The organism is Actinophytocola sp. (genome assembly GCF_050699915.1).
Taxonomy (GTDB): domain Bacteria; phylum Actinomycetota; class Actinomycetes; order Mycobacteriales; family Pseudonocardiaceae; genus Actinophytocola.
On the sequence record NZ_JBOHGA010000155.1, the window covers coordinates 1 to 15,652 of the forward strand.

Sequence of the window (15,652 nt, forward strand, 5' to 3'; positions counted from 1 at the left end):
GGCGGGCTCGGCGCGGCGGCGCTGTGCGGTGGCGGCGGGCAGGGCGACGCGCTGCTGCTGCGCGTCTAGTCTGTCCGGTGTGGACGGTGCCGTGGACGTATCGGGCCTCGTCGGGCGGGCGCGTGAGGGGCAGGCCCGTGCGGTCGCCAGGCTGATCTCGCTGGTCGAGGACGAGAGCTCGCACCTGCGCGAGGTCGCCGCGGCGCTCAACCCGCTGGCCGGCAACGCGCGGGTGCTCGGCCTCACCGGCCCGCCCGGCGTCGGCAAGTCGACGACCACCTCGATGCTGGTGACCGCGTTCCGCGGGCAGGGGCTGCGCGTCGGCGTGCTCGCGATCGACCCGTCGTCGCCGTTCTCCGGCGGCGCGCTGCTCGGTGACCGCATCCGGATGCACGACCACGCCACCGACCCGGACGTGTTCATCCGCTCGATGGCCACCCGGGGCCAGCTCGGTGGCCTGGCCGCGGCGACCCCGCAGGCGTTGCGGGTGCTGGACGCCGCCGGCTGCGACGTGGTCCTGATCGAGACCGTCGGGGTCGGACAGTCCGAAGTGGACATCGTGGCGCTGGCCGACACGACGGTGGTGCTGCTTGCGCCGGGCATGGGCGACGGCGTCCAGGCGGCCAAGGCCGGCATCCTCGAGGTGGCGGACGTGTTCGTGGTGAACAAGGCGGACCGCGACGGCGCCGAGCAGACCGTGCGCGACCTGAAGCACATGATCTCGCTGGGCCGCCGCGAGCTCGGGCCGTCCTGGCGCCAGCCGATCGTGCGGACCGTCGCGTCGGCGGGGGAGGGTGTCGAGGACCTGACCGCCGCGCTCGACCAGCACCGCGAGTGGCTGGTCGCCCACGGCGAGCTGGAGGTCCGCCGCACTCGCCGGGCGGAGCGGGAGATCGAGGCGATCGCGGTGGCCGCGCTGCGCTCCCGGCTCGGCGTGGGCCACGAGGCGCTCGGCCGGGTGGCGCGGCGGGTGGCGGCGGGGGAGCTGGACCCGTACGCGGCGGCCGACCAGTTGACCGGGTGAGCTGAGCCGAGTCTGAGCCAAGTCACCGCACGTCGAGCCCGTCCGCGGTTACCATCGGCCGCGTGACGATGCCGCCAGGGGGACCACACTTCCAGCCGCCGTACGGGGGACCACCCGTTCCGCCGACCGGGCCGCCGCAGGGCTATCCGCAGCAGGGCTACCCCCAGCAGGGATATCCGCAGCAGGGCTACCCGCCGCCCGGCAATCCGCAGCAGGGCCCGCCGGCGGGCTATCCGCAGCCGAGTGGCTATCCGGCGCCGAACGGCTATCCGGCACCCGGCCCGAGCGCGCCGGGCATGCCGCCGGGCCCGACCGGCACCCGGCAGATGCCACCCGCCGGCCCGCCGTCCGGTCCGATGGGGGCCGGCCCGATGCCACCGGGCATGGCCCCGGGGTATGCACCGGGGATGGGGCCGGGCATGGCACCGGGGATGGCGCACGGGATGGTGCCCGGCTACGGGCCCGGCGCGCTCGTCATCGACGTCGGGAGCACCGACGGCAAGAAGGCGGCCATCGGCGCGGTGGTGGCCGGTGTGGTCGGGCTCATCGCGATCGTCTCCAGCCTGGCGGGCGCGGTCGACGGCGGCGCCGGCGCGCAGATCCTCGGCATCGTGATCGGCCTGCTGTTCCTGCTGCCCACCATCTTGGTCATCGTCAAGCGGGACAAGGTGTTCCGGCCGCGCAAGCTGGTCTTCGAGCCGGCCGGCATCCGTTGGGACGACCCGCGCGGCGCGCCGTGGGCCGTGCCCTGGTCCGAGCTCGCCGCGGTGTCGGTCTCCAAGCACACCCCGATGGAGGTCGACCACAGCCTCAACGCCAAGGTCTCCGGCGCCATCACCGACAAGGTCGTCGGCGAGCGCGCGCACGTGCGGCTGGACCTGTACCCGGCCGACCCGTCGTTCCCCGGCCGGCATCCGGAGCTCGCGCACCTGTGGGAGCGCCAGGGTGTCCGGGGCGGCTACCGGATGCCGCTCGGCAGCAACGTCAAGTTCATCCCGATGATCACCGAGGCGATGGGCCGCTTCGCGCCGCAGCTGTTCCGCGGGGTCCAGCAGACCGAGGGGTTCATGGGTTTGAGCTAGGCGGCAGGCACCGCACGGCGACGAGGTCGCCGGCCACCGTCGCCGCGCCGGCCGCGTGGGGGATCACGAAGGTCTCCCCGCGCGTCACCGGCACCTCGCCCGCGTGCTCGGTGTGCAGCACCCCGGTGCCCGACAAGGCCACCAGCACACTGAACGACGCCGCCAGCTCCGCCCCGCCACGCACCCGCTCCGCGCGGAAGAAGCCCCGTGCCGGAGACCCGAACAGGTCCCGCACGGGCGCGCCCGTGTCGTCCTGGTGGCGCACCAGCGAGTCGAGCCGGTCCCCGCCCCAGCCGGACCGGTCCACACAACCCAGCGCGGTCTCGAACCCGATGCCCAGATGTCCGCCGGCCTCCGCGTCGAGGAAGCCCTGCCACTCCAGGGTGACCGACAGGTCGGTCGGCTGCTGCAGCTCCACGATGAACACGCCCGCGCCGATCGCGTGCGGCACCCCGGCGGGCACGAACACCGTGTCACCCGGGCGCACGCTCACCTGGTTCAGCGCACCCAGCATCGCCTTGGAGTCCTGGCGGGCCACCCAGTCCGAGACCGTGCCGGCGGACACCTCGTCGGCGAACCCGATGTGGACGGTCGACTCCGGGCCGGCCGCGCCGACCACGATCCAGGCCTCGGTCTTCCCGTACCGCGAACCGAAGTGCGCCGCGGCGAACTCATCGGACGGGTGGCAGTGCACGGGCAGCCGCTGGCCCGCGTCGAGCAGCTTCACCAGCAGGGCCGGGTCGGCACCGAACCGCGCCAGGTGAGAGGCGCCGAGCCAGTTGTCCGCGTGCTCGGCGACCGCGTCCCGCAGCACCCGGCCGTCGGGCAGGACGGAGAGCCCGAGGTCGGGCGAGCCGTGCAACGTGGTGCACGACGCCACCCAGTCCTCCGGACCGAACTCGCGCTCGGGCGTCCCGCGCAGCTCCGCGATGGCCGCGCCGCCCCGGTAGAACCGCTCGGGCTGGTTGGCCGGCAATCGGACCGGCCGCAGTCCCTCGGCGTCTGTGCTCATCGTTCGCCCCGTCACTCTCCTCACGGGCCTGTGTTCATGGTTCGCTCCGCTCACACCTCACCAGAACCACGTGGGACAAGCCGGACCGGGAGCACGATACGGCGCGGCGGCGAGTCGTCGCCGTCCAGCCGGGCGAACAGCAGCTCGGCCGCGGCCCGGCCCAGCACGCCGGGGTCGGACGCGACCACGCTCACCGGCGGGTCGAGCAGGTCGGCGAGCTCGAAGTCGTCGAACCCGACCAGGGCCGGGCGGGCGCGGGCACCGGCGAGCGCGCGCAGGGCGGCCACGGTGATCCGGTTGTTCCCGGTGATCAGCGCTGTGGCGGGGGCCGGTCCGGCCAGCATCCCGCGCAGCGCGTCGGCCACCCCGGACGTGGTGTGCGGGCCCATCGCGACCAGGCGCTCGTCGTGGTGCAGACCGGCGGTGGCCAGGCCCTCGCGGAACCCGCGCAGCCGCTCGGCCGCGGTGAAGATCGCCGGCGCGTCGCCGAGGAACGCGATCCGCCGGTGGCCGTGCCGGGCCAGGTGTGCGACCGCCCCGGCCGCGCCCGCCACGTTGTCCACCAGCACGGTGTCCACCACGACGTCGCCGGGTGGCCGGTCGACGAACACGACCGGCGTGCCCGAGGCGATCTCCGGCATCAGGTGCGCGTGCTGCTGGCCGGCGGGAACCACGATCAGCCCGTCCACCCGCCGCGCGCAGAACTCCAGCGACAGCTCGCGCTCCCGGTCCGGGTCCTCGTCAGACGACCCGGTCAGCACCTGGCGGCCGAACCGCCGGGCCACCTCCTCCGCGGCACGGGTCAGCCCGGAGTAGAAGGGGTTGGCCACGTCTTCGAGGACGAGCCCGATCGTGCCCGTCGAGGATCCGCGGCGCAGGTTCAGCGCGCCGATGTTGCGCCGGAAGCCCAGCCGTGCGATCGCCGCCAGTACGCGCTCGGCGGTGTCCGGGTGGACTCCCGGCTCGTCGTTGACCACCCGCGACACGGTCTTGATGCTCACCCCGGCCAGCCGCGCCACGTCGCTTATCGTGGCCCGGCGCACCCGGCGGCCGCGCGGGTCGGACAACGTTGTCATGATCCACCGATTCGACTATGCCGTGCGCACGAATGTCAACGTCTTGACGTGTCAAGGAAATCTTCGCATGGTGGTCTAGACCGCAAGCAAGCCCCGACAAGGTTGTCAGGAGCGCCGGATGCGTACACCCCTGCACCGCAGAAGGTTCCTCGGACTGCTCGGCACGGCCGCCGGGCTCGGCGCGACGGGGGTGATCAGCGCTCCGGACGCGTTAGCCGCGCCCGCCCCGTCGTGGCGCTCCGTCGTTGACGACGTGCGGCGGGAGACCCGCTGGGCCTGGCGCAACTACGTGGCCAAGGCGTTCGGGCACGACCAGATCAAGCCTGTGAGCGGCGGCTTCGAGGAGTTCTTCGCGCCCGGCCATCCGGTCGGCCTGACGATCGTGGAGGCGCTGGACACGCTGTGGCTGATGGAGCTGGACAGCGAGCTCGAACAGGGCCTCGACTGGGTGCGGCGGAACCTGCGGTTCGAGATCGACGCGCCGTTCCAGGTGTTCGAGACCAACATCCGGATGCTCGGCGGGCTGCTGTCGGGCTACCACTGCACGCGCGACACCCGGCTGCTGGAGCTGGCCGCCGACCTCGGCGACCGGCTGCTGCCCGCGTTCAGCAAGTCGCCGAGCGGGGTGCCGTACCGGTTCGTGAACCTGCTGACCGGCGCGGTGAGCCGGCCGGAGACCAACCTCGCCGAGACCGGGACCTACATCACCGAGTTCGGCGCGCTGTCGAAGTGGACCGGCGACCGGCGCTACGTCGACGCGGCCAAGCGCGCCTTCGAGGTGACGTTCGACAACCGCAGCCCGCTGGACCTTCTCCCGTTCGCCGTGCACGCGGAGACCGGTGAGTGGCTGAACACGACCGCGACAGTCGGCCCGCCGGCGGACTCGTACTACGAGTACCTGTGGGACGGCTGGCGGCTGCTCGGCGACCGGGACCTGAAGTCGTGGTACGACACGCTGGTGGGCGGCATCCTCGCCCACCAGTCCGAAGTGGTCGACGGGCGGCTGTGGTTCGCGCAGGTGGACGCGTTCACCGGGGAGATCGTGAGCCGGGAGCAGAGCGAGCTCGGCTCGTTCTTCGCCGGCCTGCTCGCGGAGAGCGGCCGCGTGCGCGAGGGCCGGCGCTACCACGACTCGTGGAACGCCGTGCAGGACCGCTACGGCGTGCTGCCCGAGGGGATCGACTACACCACGCTCGCCGCGACCAGCGAGGGCAACCAGCTGCGCCCCGAGTTCGCCGACGCGGCTTTCAACCTGTGGCTGGCGACGCGCGACGAGCTGTACCAGCGGCGCGCGAAGAAGCACTACGACCTGATGAAGCGCACCTCGAAGGTCCGCTTCGGCTACACGATCCTCACCGACGTGACGACGAACCCGGTGGTACGCGGGGACTTCTGCCCGGGCTACTGGTGGTCCGAGCAGCTGAAGTACTACTACCTGATGTTCGGCACCGCAAAGCGGTTCGACTATCGGAACCACTACCTGTCGACGGAGGGCAACCTGCTGAAGGGCGCTCGGCGGTAGGCCGAGAAAGGGGTCGGGACCGGATGCACGCTGGCTGCGTGCCCCGGTCCCTTCGTCCAGCGCGGGAGCCTTCACCGCTTATGACGTGCGCGGACGCGGTCCGGTTCACGCGATTTCGCCGAACCGGCCGGTCGCGGCGAGCAGCGCGCCGTCCGGACCAAGGAAGTGGCCCTGGCTCCAGTAGTGCGCGACGATCCGGGCGAACGCCAACCGGAACGCGGGTTCCGCGAAGCGCGGGCTCGGCCCCGTGGTCGGCGTGATCGCGTCCTCCCAGGCGCACCAGTCCCGGGCCGCGGCCGCACGCTCCACTTCGGACGGTGAGTCGAGCAGGCGGGCGTAGCCGGCGACGAGGCCGGCCTCGCCCGCCCCGTCGCGGAACCGGGCCCACGCCTCGGGGAAGAGCGGCCCGAGCCCGCCGGTCAGGAGTGTTTTGAATGAGACTCGTCGAAGACGAGCCGGCGTTCGATGCCGAGGTGCGTCCGGAGCAGCTCCGGGCCGGCGATCAGGTGGCCGGCTTGCCGTCGGGGTTGCCGCACTGTTCCCAGTAGACGTGGTTGCCGCCGCCGACGTCGAGCATGCCGTGGGCGTACGGTTCGACTTTCGGATAGATCTCGGGCTCCCTTGGTCGCGAATCGCGGCCGGCATCGGCCTCGTTCGGGTGACGCTCGGCTATGTTCTCGCCCGTGGGCGATACAGGAAACGCCGCGGTGGTGGTTGAGGACATCCGCAAGGCGTATGAGGATCTGCACGCGGTGGACGGCGTCTCGCTGTCCGTCGCGGAGGGGGAGTTCTTCGGCATCCTCGGGCCGAACGGGGCGGGTAAGACGACGCTCCTCGAGATCATCGAAGGGCTGCGGGAGCCCGACTCGGGCACCGTCCGGCTGCTGGGCGAGTCGCCGTGGCCGCGACGCGTCGCGCTGCTGCCGCGCATCGGCGTGCAGCTGCAGGCGTCGTCGTTCTTCGAGAAGCTCACCGCGCGCGAGCAGCTGGAGACCTTCGCCTCGCTGTACGGCGTCGGCGCTACGCAGGCCGGCGAGATGCTCGACCTCGTCGGCCTCACGGACAAGGCAGACACCCGCGAGGACAAGCTCTCCGGCGGCCAGCGTCAGCGGCTCTCGATCGCCTGCGCGCTGGTGCATGACCCGGACGTGGTGTTCCTCGACGAGCCGACCGCCGCGCTCGATCCGCAGGCCCGGCGCAACCTCTGGGACGTCCTGCGCGCCATCCAGGACCGCGGCAAGACGATCATGTACACGACGCACTACCTGGACGAGGCGGAGATCCTCTGCGACCGCGTCGCGATCATGGACGAGGGTCGGATCCTCGCCATGGACCGGCCCGCCGCGTTGGTCCGCGGGCTGGACGCGCCGACCCGGGTGATCCTCGAGCGCGGCTCACTGTCCGCATCGGACGCCGGCGCGCTGCCCGGCGGCAACGACATCACCGAGGACGAGCAGTCGCTGACGATCTCCACCCGCCGGCCCGCCGAGGTGCTCTCGGCGCTGTCGGACCGGGACGCGCTCGCCGGGCTGCAGGTGCGCACCGCCACCCTCGAGGACGTCTTCCTCGACCTGACCGGACGGGAGTACCGGGCGTGACCGCGTTCAGGAGCCTCGCGCTCGCCATGCTCAAGGGCTTCTACCGGGACAAGGCGACGCTGTTCTTCACGTTCGTCTTCCCGCTGATGTTCCTCGTCGTGTTCGGCCTGCTGTTCCGTGACGCGGGCGCGGAGAAGATCGACCTCGGCGTCGTCGGCAAGGGGCCGGTGATCGAAGGGCTGGAGCGGACCGGCGCGTTCGAGATCGAGCGCCACGACTCGCTCTCCGATGCCGTGGCGAAGGTCCGCGAGGGTGACCTGCCCGCCGTGGTCGCCGAGGACGGCGACGAGATCACCTACCGGTTCGCGCAGAGCGACCAGACGCAGGCGGGCACGATCAGCGGGATCGTCCAGGGCGTGGTCAGCCAGCTGAACCAGGAGGCCACCCAACAGGCGCCGCGGTTCCGGGTGGACGGCTCGAACGTCGAGGACTCCTCGCTCAAGCCGATCCAGTACATCACGCCGGGCATCATGTCCTGGGGCGTCGCGGTCACCGCGGTGTTCGGCGCCGCGCTGACGTTGGTGAGCTGGCGCAAGAAGCAGGTGCTGCGCCGGATCCGGCTCGCGCCGGTGCACGCGTCCACAGTGCTCACCTCGCGCGTGGTGGTGACGATCGGCGTCGCGATCGTGCAGGCGGTGATCTTCCTCGGGATCGGCGCGCTGCCGTTGTTCGGCCTGCAGCTGACCGGCACGTGGGCGCTCGCGATCCCGGTGTTCCTGCTGGGCATCCTGGCGTTCTTCGCGATCGGCATGCTGGTCGGCGCGTTCTGCAAGACCGAGGAGGCGGCCACCGGCGCGGCGAACATCGTGGTGCTGCCGATGGCGTTCCTGTCCGGCACGTTCTTCCCGGTCGACCAGATGCCGCCGTGGATGCAGTCGATCTCGCTGGTGTTCCCGCTGCGGCACATGAACGACGGGATCATGGACTTCCTGGTGCGCGGCCAGGGCCCGAGCGCGCTCGTCATGCCGTGCCTGGTGTTGGCCGCGTTCGTGCTCGCGGTCGGCGCGATCGCGGCGAAGGTCTTCCAGTGGGAGGACTAAGGGGCGTCCCGTAATTGACCTAGCTCGGCGCGGCCAACCGGAGATCTCGGGTCGGGATGAGGGTGCCGTCCACGATCGTCACCTAGTCGACCCGCCGCTTGCGCACCGGCGCCAGCGCCAGCAACGGTCCGAGGGTGTCGGTCACCCGGTGCGCCGCGGAGTGCGACACCCGAACAACGGCCCGATCTGGCGCATCGTCAGGTTGGTCCGCCAGTACGTCGCCACCAGCAACACCCGGCCCGGCCACGGCAGACTCCACCGCCGGCCCGGACGCCCATCAGCGATCGCCTCACCGCCCCGAGCTGCCGCCGTGGCCACCAGCTTGCGGAACTGGCCGGGCTGCAACCCGGTGAACGGGACGATCCACTCCGACCGCGACGCCGAGATGACCTGCACACTCACATGATCAACTGCCGGGACCCGGCCCGGACGACCGACCCCACAATTTACGAGAGACGTCCCTTAGCCCAAAGGTTTCGCGCGCCGCCCGACACGAACGGGAGATCACCGGCGACGTGCTCCATAACCGACCGCCTGGGCCCGATGGCGGTGGAGTCACGGGGGCGACGCGGTGAGCGCGACGAAGGAGTACCTGATGTGGCTGATCGACCAGGGGCTCGGCGACCAAGCGGGTGAGATCGGGTTCTCCCTGGCCGACGAGTTCTTCGCCGACCACCTGGACGACGAGGTCGCCTACCGGGAGGACTCTCCGGGCTCGTTCGAGTTCGACGTGTTCGTCTCGCGCTCGTTCCGCGACCTGCGTGTCGCGGTGCCGCTGGTCGCCGAGCTCCGGCTGTTGGACGTGCGCGTCTGGTTCGACGTGCCGAAGGAGGATCCCGACGAGTCGCGGTTCATCCTCTACCGCTTCCTGCACTCCGCCATCCGCCGATCCCAGGTGGGGGTGGCCGTGGTCAACGAGTCGTTCCTGACCGGCAGGTGGGCGCCGCACGAGTTCAGGGGACTGCACCGGCACGGGCTGCTGAGGGCGGTCGTCCTGGACGGTGTCGACCAGGCCACCGCGTTCGCCCGACTGGAGGTCGACGCAGCGCCGCTCGTCCTGGATGCCACCGCCTTGCCGGTCGGTGAGCTTGCCGCCGAGGTCGTGCGCGGCATCGGGTGGGAGAGGTCCGCGTCGTCATCACGGGGCTAGTCCTCGAAGTCGCCGACCGCCTTGCGGACCTTGGCCAGCAGCTCGGTGAGCTGGCCGGTCTGCCGCTCGGTCAGCCCGCGCAGGCCGAAGTCGATCTCGGTGACCGCGGCGGTGGCCTCCTCGCGGCGCTGGCGGCCGGCCTCGGTGATCTCCGCGAGTGTCGTGCGCCGGTCGGTCGGGTGCGGCAGTCGCTTGACGAGCCCGTCCGCCTCGAGCCGGTCGACGATGTTGGTCACGCTCGTCGGGTGCAGCTGCAGGCGCTCGCCCATCACGCGCATGGGCAGGCTGCCGCGCTTGGAGAAGGTGAGTAGCACGAGCGCCTCGTAGCGGGCGAAGGTGAGTCCGTGCGGCCGTAGCGCACCGTCCACCGCGGACTGCAGCACCTGTTGGACGCGCATGATGCTGGTGACCGCGGCCATCGTGCCCGAGGGCCCCACTCGCTCCGACCACAGCTCGGCCGCGCGGGCGATGGGGTCGAACGGCAGCACTCGGCTCATGGCGGTTGAAGTTACCAGTCGGTACCCGAAAGGGTGCCCAGGCACAGTTCCACTCGGGAGAGGAGCAGCCGTGCTAGTCGCGTTCAGTGTCGCGCCCGCCGGGGGCGAGTCGGACAGCGTGGGCAAGGCCGTCGCGGAGGCGGTGCGCGTGGTGCGCGAGTCGGGGCTGCCGTCGGAGACGACCAGCATGTTCACCACGGTCGAAGGGGAGTGGGACGAGGTGATGGCCGTGGTCAAGCGGGCAGTCGACGTCGTGCAGGAGAGTGCCCCGCGGGTCAGCCTCGTGTTGAAGGCGGACATCCGGCCGGGGTACGCCAACCAGCTGGTGGAGAAGGTCGAGCGGGTGGAGCGACACCTGGCCGACTGACCGAATGGTGGTCGCCCCGACGGGCGATCCGGGTGTCGTGCCAGGATAGGACCGTGAGTAGGCCAGACCCACGTCAAACCGCAGCTCTGTCGGCCGCGCTGTCGGGAGCTGTCGATCTTTCCGGGCTCAAGGCCCGGGCGGAAGCCACGTCCGTGGCCCAGGGCGCCGGCTCGCCCGTGCCGCCGCAGGCCGACGGGTTCGTCATCGAGGTCACCGAGGACACCTTCCAGGCGGAGGTCGTCGAGCGGTCGCTGCAGGTTCCGGTGATCGTGGACCTGTGGGCCGAGTGGTGCGGCCCGTGCAAGCAGCTCTCCCCGATGCTCGAGCGGTTGGCCATGGCGGCCAACGGCGCGTGGATCCTCGCGAAGGTCGACGTCGACGCGAACCCGCGCGTCGCCCAGCTGTTCGGCGTCCAGTCGATCCCGACGGTCGTCGCGATCGCCGGCGGCCAGCCGGTCGAGGCGTTCGCGGGCGCGCAGCCCGAGCCGCAGGTCAAGCAGTGGATCGCGGCGCTGCTGGACGCCCAGCGCGACCGGCTGCCGGGGATCCGGGCGGCGGAGGCCGGCGCGCCGGTCGCCGAGCCGGAGCCCGAGCCCGAGGACGACCGCTTCACCGAGGCGGAGACGGCGTTCGAGCAGGGCGACTACGCGAAGGCGGAGGCCGCGTACCAGAAGATCCTCGACGCCGAGCCGGCGAACGAACAGGCGAAGGCGGCGCTGGCGCAGGTCCGGTTCCTCGCCCGCGCGGATTCGGCCGACCCGTCCGTGGTCGTGCGCGCGGACACGTCCCCGGAGGACATCGACGCCCAACTCTCGGCCGCGGACGTGGAGCTCGCGGACCAGCGGGTGGAGCAGGCCTTCGCGCGCCTGCTGTCGGTGATCCGCCGCACGACGGGCCCGGACCGCGACCGGGCGCGCACGCACCTGGTGGAGCTGTTCGGCCTGTTCCCACCGGAGGACCCGAGCGTCGCCAAGGCCCGCCGAGACCTGGCGAGCGCTCTTTACTGACCTGGACGTTGGAGGGGCCGAGCCCAGGAGGCCCGGCCTTCCCTGTCTGGCGTCGCGCCCTGACTCCTACCGATCGCCGAGAAGTCGTCGAGCAGGCTCCGGCTGCGACGAGTCGCCGGCGCGTCCGGCGAGCAGCCTCGGTTGAGGTCGGCTGACCGCCACACCGCGTTTGGTGAGCGAGGCCCGGTCGCGACGACCGGTTGGCCGCCATCGCCCGAGGTTGGCGGACAACTCGGCCGCCAGCTGAAATTCGACGCGAGCAGCGCCTGGTCGCAGCGGCCGGCCCGTCGCCCGGCGAGCAGGTTCCGGCCGCAGGCGGCCAACTCGTCGCCGTTGACTGTGCTCGGCCGGATCGCTTCTGGCCTGACGGCGGCCAGCCCCGGAGCGAACAGTCTCCGGGTTTGGCGCTGGCTCGACGGCCACACCAGCAGAGCCATGAGCAGGCATTTGTGGGGCGCCGCGCGTGGTCGGCAGCCTCCGAGATCAAGCGTACCGAGCACCACTGACAGTTCGGCCGCTCGATCTCGGCACCTGTGGACAACTCCGGACTCGCGGGGGGCTTTCCAGCGTAACGAGAGCCACCGACGAAACCGGGGCCGTTGGCTGAGGGCTGTGGACAACCCGCCGCCAGGAGCGGAGCCGGGGCGGGCAGAACGACGCGGCCCCCGATCCCACTGGGACCGGGGGCCGCGAAGTCACAGCCGAGTGGCTAGGCGAAGTCCTCGGTGCACGGGGCCGAGCCCTCCATGAAGCCGCGGCGGAAGGCTTCCACTCGGGCGAAGCCGGAGGTCACCTGGTCGCCGTTCACGTCTGCCGCGATGAGGCTCTCCTCCTGCAGCAGCTCGGCCACCGCCTCGTCCAGGTCGCCCACCGCCAGGCGCAGGTTGTCGTCCTGGCCGTCGGTGAAGCGGCCCCACGCGCCGGTCAGGCACGCGGTGCGCAGGCCCGCCTTCTCGTCGTCCAGCGGCGCGCCGATCGACTTCTGGACCGCGAGCGCGTACCTGGACGCGATCTCCGCGAACGCGGCGAAGTCGCCCAGCCCACCACTGTCCTCGCTGCCCGGCGGGGCGTTCGGGTTCGGCTTGGCGGCGATCTCCTGCACGGCCGCCGCGTCGATGCCGACGATGTTCTCGTCCGGGCAGTACGTCACCGGGCTCGTGGCCTCGCCGCTCTCGCACGTCGAACCGTTGTCGACGATCTTCGGCGCGTCCGCGCCGTTCTCCTTGAACGCGTCGTCGAGGCTCGCCTGGAGCTCCTCCAGGTACTCGATCGGGTCGATGTCGCCACCGACCGCCTCGTCCGCCTCGTCGCGCTCCTTCTCGGCGATCCGGCCCTCGATCTCCGCGACGTCCATCGCCGCGCACCGCTGCGGGTCGTTGGAGAAGCCCTCCTGGAACGCGTACACCCGGTCGAACGCCAGACCGTGCGCACCTTCGGTCTTCGCGTCCAACCCGGCCGGGTCGCGGATGAAGAACAGCGTGGCGAGGATGTCGTTGAGGCCCTTGCCGGTGTTGATCTGGAAGTACTTGGACTTGTCCTCGGCCACGTGCTTGAAGTAGTTGCCCATGTAGCAGTCGGCCTGCTGCTCGCGCACGATCGTGGGCGTGGCCTGGTCGATGTTGCTCTTCGCGCCGAGCCGGAACTGCACCGCGTGCCCCATCTCGTGGGCCAGCACGCCGACGACCGACATCGGGCCGAACATCTCGTTCAACATGGGCAGCAGCTCGCCGCGGTCCCACGCGATCGCGTCCTCACCGTTGCCGCCGCAGTAGAACGCGTTGACCAGCCCGGCGGTGTTCGCCCCGCAGATGTTCACCCCGGCGCCGCCCGAGTCGTACGACACCAGCCGCGCCAGCTTCTCGAACTCCTGGTCGAAGTGGGCCGGCAGCTGCTCGCCCCAGTAGTCGTACAGGTCCGCGATCGCGTTGGTGGCCAAGCGGTCCATCTCGCCGCCGTCCGAACCCTCCACGTTCAGCGTCGCGTTCTCGCCACCGTCCCGCGGGCCGCTCGGCCCGTCGTCGCTGACCTCGAGACCACCCGCGTTCGTGGTGTCGATGTCCCCCATCGCCTGGGGCGTGCCCTCGATCTGCTCGCCCGCACAGCCACCCAGCCAAACCACCGAGGCGGTCACGGCCACCAAGGCCGCTCCGATCCGCCAAGCACCCCTCATCGCACACCCCTCCGGTACCCCGACTCGAACCGCATGCCGCACCCTACTGGGAGGCCACGACAGGCGTACGACGTACCGACGGGCCGCTCGGTTTCAGTCCAGGCCGCAAGCCTTGTCGCCCTCGAGCACGCCCTCGCGGAACGCGCGCACCCGCTCGAACCCCGTCTCTATGCCCTTGCCGGCGATGTCCCGCGCCGCGTAGTCGTAGGCCAGCAGCACCTGAATGGCCTCGTCCATGTCACCGGGGGAGAGGTACTGCTCCTCGAGACTGAGCAGCGAGCCGGTGAACGAGCCGGCCAGGCAGACGGTGTTGTGCTGGCTGTCCGTGCCCTCGGTCGGCTTCTGCAGGTCGACGAGCGCGGCCAGCGCGTACCGGCTCGCGAGCAGCGTGCCGGTGGCGTAGTCGCCGATCTTCGTGTGGATCCGGGGCAGCTCGTCGGCCGAGTCGTAGTCGATCTGGGTGGCCTCCGGGCAGAACGCGACCGGGCCCTGGTCGGCGTCCGTGCAGGCCGGCTGGTCCTCGGTGGCGGTGAGCTTCGGCTGCTTCCACTGCTTGCCGCGCCCGGTGACCAGGGTGCCGAAGTAGTCGTTGAGGTTCGGCGTGATCGACTCGAACATCTCGTCGAAGGAGAGGTTGCCGCCCCGCTCGGCGTCGGCCGCGTTGATGAAGCCGGACTGGGTGAAGGTCCGGTTGTCCACGCTCATCTCGCTGCACATCTTGGCGCCCGAGTCGAAGCCGTCCTGGAACGCCGACACGCGGTCGAACGCGTCGCCGTGCGCGCCCTCGTCGGTCTGCTCGGTGCCGACCGGGTCCCGGAAGGTGATCAGCGCCTCCAGCGCCGGATCCAGCCGGTCGTCGCCCACGTTCAGGTACGTGGCGTTGTCGTCGACGACCCAGCGCACGAACGCCCCCGCGTAGCAGTCGGCCTGCGCCTCGATCAGGATCGTGGGGTACTTCGTGGGGTCGGCCTGCTGCTTCTCGATGGTCAGCCCGGCCCGGCGCTGCACCGCGTGGCCCATCTCGTGCGCGAGCACCAGCATCACCGCGGCCTCGCCGAAGCGCTCCTTGAGCACCGGCAGCAGCGCGGCCCGGTCCCAGGCCATCACGTCGGCGGGCGGACAGTAGAACGCGTTGCCCTCGACCTCGGTCGGCTCGTCCACGCACGGCGGCGCCGGTGCGTCGTCGCTCGAGGTGTCCACCGAGTAGTAGCCGCCCCGCAGCTCCTCCCAGTCGCCGCCGAACGTGTCGGGGAACGTCTCCGTCCAGTACGCGCGCACGTCGGTGAGCACGGCCGCGGCCAGCCGGTCGATCGGGCCCTCGTCGGTGTTCTTCACGAACGACGGGTCGACGCCGCCCGGCTCGTCCGGGTCGGTCTGCGTGATCACCGAGCCGGTGCTGGTCGCGGTGCCGGCGATGGAGGTGGTGCACGCTGTCGCGCCGAGGGCCGCGAGCAGCAACGGGACCACGGTCACGCGGGCGAGGCGGGTGCGCACGACCTCCAGTGTGCCTGGCCTCAGCCCGCCGGGGTTGCCGGACGGAGCAATCCGGTTACTACCAGCACGATTCCGAGCTGGGCGAGCGCGGCGGCCAGCAGCGTCCACGTCGTGCCGCCCACCTCGACGAGCCGTCCCGCGACCGTGGTGCCGACGCCGAAGCCGACCCACATCACGCTGAACACCCACGCGAACGCCTCGATCCGCTGCGCGGGCGCGCTGACCTCGCCGACGAGCACCTGCTGCACGGTGTCCACCGGCCCGGTGAGCAGCCCGGCCGCGAGGAACACGGCGCCGATCGCGACCAGCCCGGCACCGGCGGGCGGCGCGAACGCCCCACCGGCGAGCGTGAGTCCCGCGCCCGCGTGCAGCACGACCAGCTGCGCCCGCCGGCCGCCGGGCCAGGTGCGTGCGCCGTAGGCGATCCCGCTGACCACGCCGCCGAGCGCGTGCAGGCTGGTGAACACGCCGGCCCCGCCCTGCCCCGACGCGGCGGCGACCGCGGTGACCTCGAGGCAGCCGAACGAGAAGGTGTCCAGCGCGATCATGCCCAGCAGCACCCGGATCCGGCCGTCGGCGAGCGGACCGAGCCCGCGGGCGCGGTGCGCCGGCG

General features: G+C 71.5%; 15 protein-coding genes and 2 pseudogenes. 8 read left to right on the forward strand and 9 right to left on the reverse strand.

Annotated elements, in window-relative coordinates:
• Nucleotides 1-79 precede the first annotated feature (79 nt).
• Both meaB and ACRDSK_RS23445 read left to right on the forward strand, forming a co-directional pair.
• The gene (gene meaB, locus ACRDSK_RS23440; RefSeq protein WP_431443401.1) at nucleotides 80-1,024 is read left to right on the forward strand and encodes a methylmalonyl Co-A mutase-associated GTPase MeaB; all 945 of its coding nucleotides are present in this window, start codon (nucleotides 80-82) and stop codon (nucleotides 1,022-1,024) included.
• 62 nt (nucleotides 1,025-1,086) lie between these two features.
• Complete coding sequence (locus tag ACRDSK_RS23445) at nucleotides 1,087-2,106, forward strand: hypothetical protein (protein WP_431443390.1); 1,020 nt, start codon at nucleotides 1,087-1,089, stop codon at nucleotides 2,104-2,106.
• Here ACRDSK_RS23445 and ACRDSK_RS23450 read toward each other — a convergent pair.
• Both ACRDSK_RS23450 and ACRDSK_RS23455 read right to left on the reverse strand, forming a co-directional pair.
• Nucleotides 2,090-3,118 (reverse strand): class I mannose-6-phosphate isomerase, encoded by a 1,029-nt coding sequence (locus tag ACRDSK_RS23450; protein WP_431443391.1) that lies wholly within the window; start codon nucleotides 3,116-3,118, stop codon nucleotides 2,090-2,092. The two genes, ACRDSK_RS23445 and ACRDSK_RS23450, sit on opposite strands and share 17 nt — an antisense overlap.
• A gap of 50 nt (nucleotides 3,119-3,168) precedes the next feature.
• Nucleotides 3,169-4,146 carry a LacI family DNA-binding transcriptional regulator gene (locus tag ACRDSK_RS23455; RefSeq protein ID WP_431443402.1) on the reverse strand — a complete coding sequence of 326 codons (978 nt, stop codon included), beginning with the start codon at nucleotides 4,144-4,146 and terminating at the stop codon, nucleotides 3,169-3,171.
• A gap of 166 nt (nucleotides 4,147-4,312) precedes the next feature.
• On the opposite strand from ACRDSK_RS23455, the gene ACRDSK_RS23460 reads away from it, so the two are divergent.
• Nucleotides 4,313-5,716, forward strand: a complete 1,404-nt coding sequence (locus ACRDSK_RS23460; RefSeq protein ID WP_431443392.1) for a glycoside hydrolase family 47 protein — start codon at nucleotides 4,313-4,315, stop codon at nucleotides 5,714-5,716.
• A 105-nt stretch (nucleotides 5,717-5,821) separates the two neighbouring features.
• Here ACRDSK_RS23460 and ACRDSK_RS23465 read toward each other — a convergent pair whose 3' ends face one another.
• Entirely contained in the window at nucleotides 5,822-6,025 is a 204-nt protein-coding gene (locus ACRDSK_RS23465) for a hypothetical protein (RefSeq protein ID WP_431443393.1), read from the reverse strand.
• 193 nt (nucleotides 6,026-6,218) lie between these two features.
• Nucleotides 6,219-6,440, reverse strand: a complete 222-nt coding sequence (locus ACRDSK_RS23470; RefSeq protein WP_431443404.1) for a hypothetical protein — start codon at nucleotides 6,438-6,440, stop codon at nucleotides 6,219-6,221.
• Between ACRDSK_RS23470 and ACRDSK_RS23475 the strand changes: the two genes are divergently transcribed.
• Both ACRDSK_RS23475 and ACRDSK_RS23480 read left to right on the forward strand, forming a co-directional pair.
• On the forward strand, nucleotides 6,388-7,314 hold the full coding sequence (locus tag ACRDSK_RS23475; protein WP_431443394.1) for an ABC transporter ATP-binding protein: 927 nt from the start codon (nucleotides 6,388-6,390) through the stop codon (nucleotides 7,312-7,314). The two genes, ACRDSK_RS23470 and ACRDSK_RS23475, sit on opposite strands and share 53 nt — an antisense overlap.
• Nucleotides 7,311-8,354 carry an ABC transporter permease gene (locus ACRDSK_RS23480; RefSeq protein WP_431443395.1) on the forward strand — a complete coding sequence of 348 codons (1,044 nt, stop codon included), beginning with the start codon at nucleotides 7,311-7,313 and terminating at the stop codon, nucleotides 8,352-8,354. Before ACRDSK_RS23475 ends, ACRDSK_RS23480 begins: the two co-directional genes overlap by 4 nt.
• Before the next feature lie 22 nt (nucleotides 8,355-8,376).
• On the opposite strand, the pseudogene ACRDSK_RS23485 reads toward ACRDSK_RS23480, so the two are convergent.
• Nucleotides 8,377-8,750, reverse strand: a pseudogene (locus ACRDSK_RS23485) (helix-turn-helix domain-containing protein); the annotation flags it as partial.
• A 175-nt stretch (nucleotides 8,751-8,925) separates the two neighbouring features.
• Here ACRDSK_RS23485 and ACRDSK_RS23490 point away from each other — a divergent pair.
• Nucleotides 8,926-9,504 (forward strand): hypothetical protein, encoded by a 579-nt coding sequence (locus ACRDSK_RS23490; protein WP_431443396.1) that lies wholly within the window; start codon nucleotides 8,926-8,928, stop codon nucleotides 9,502-9,504.
• Here ACRDSK_RS23490 and ACRDSK_RS23495 read toward each other — a convergent pair.
• Nucleotides 9,501-10,001: a MarR family winged helix-turn-helix transcriptional regulator gene (locus ACRDSK_RS23495; protein WP_431443397.1), complete on the reverse strand. Its 501-nt coding sequence runs from the start codon at nucleotides 9,999-10,001 to the stop codon at nucleotides 9,501-9,503. The genes ACRDSK_RS23490 and ACRDSK_RS23495 overlap by 4 nt on opposite strands.
• A gap of 70 nt (nucleotides 10,002-10,071) precedes the next feature.
• Between ACRDSK_RS23495 and ACRDSK_RS23500 the strand changes: the two genes are divergently transcribed.
• Nucleotides 10,072-10,368, forward strand: coding sequence for an MTH1187 family thiamine-binding protein (locus tag ACRDSK_RS23500; protein WP_431443398.1), 297 nt, complete (start codon nucleotides 10,072-10,074; stop codon nucleotides 10,366-10,368).
• A gap of 86 nt (nucleotides 10,369-10,454) precedes the next feature.
• On the forward strand, nucleotides 10,455-11,375 hold the full coding sequence (locus tag ACRDSK_RS23505) for a tetratricopeptide repeat protein (RefSeq protein WP_431443403.1): 921 nt from the start codon (nucleotides 10,455-10,457) through the stop codon (nucleotides 11,373-11,375).
• A 709-nt stretch (nucleotides 11,376-12,084) separates the two neighbouring features.
• On the opposite strand, the gene ACRDSK_RS23510 is transcribed toward ACRDSK_RS23505, so the two are convergent.
• The 3 genes and pseudogenes from ACRDSK_RS23510 to ACRDSK_RS23520 all read right to left on the reverse strand — a co-directional run.
• Nucleotides 12,085-13,512 carry a neutral zinc metallopeptidase gene (locus ACRDSK_RS23510; protein WP_431443399.1) on the reverse strand — a complete coding sequence of 476 codons (1,428 nt, stop codon included), beginning with the start codon at nucleotides 13,510-13,512 and terminating at the stop codon, nucleotides 12,085-12,087.
• Nucleotides 13,513-13,638: 126 nt separating this feature from the next.
• Nucleotides 13,639-15,039 (reverse strand): neutral zinc metallopeptidase, encoded by a 1,401-nt coding sequence (locus ACRDSK_RS23515; protein WP_431443400.1) that lies wholly within the window; start codon nucleotides 15,037-15,039, stop codon nucleotides 13,639-13,641.
• A gap of 20 nt (nucleotides 15,040-15,059) precedes the next feature.
• Nucleotides 15,060-15,652 (reverse strand): annotated as a pseudogene (locus ACRDSK_RS23520) (hypothetical protein); the annotation flags it as partial.

What these genes read in the sequence shown, in the direction of transcription:
- ACRDSK_RS23450 (WP_431443391.1), bottom strand. Translation starts at nt 3,118, where the DNA reads ATGAGCACAGACGCCGAGGGACTGCGGCCGGTCCGATTGCCGGCCAAC.
- ACRDSK_RS23460 (WP_431443392.1), top strand. Translation starts at nt 4,313, where the DNA reads ATGCGTACACCCCTGCACCGCAGAAGGTTCCTCGGACTGCTCGGCACG.
- ACRDSK_RS23475 (WP_431443394.1), top strand. Translation starts at nt 6,388, where the DNA reads ATGTTCTCGCCCGTGGGCGATACAGGAAACGCCGCGGTGGTGGTTGAG.
- ACRDSK_RS23470 (WP_431443404.1), bottom strand. Translation starts at nt 6,440, where the DNA reads ATGTCCTCAACCACCACCGCGGCGTTTCCTGTATCGCCCACGGGCGAG.
- ACRDSK_RS23495 (WP_431443397.1), bottom strand. Translation starts at nt 10,001, where the DNA reads ATGAGCCGAGTGCTGCCGTTCGACCCCATCGCCCGCGCGGCCGAGCTG.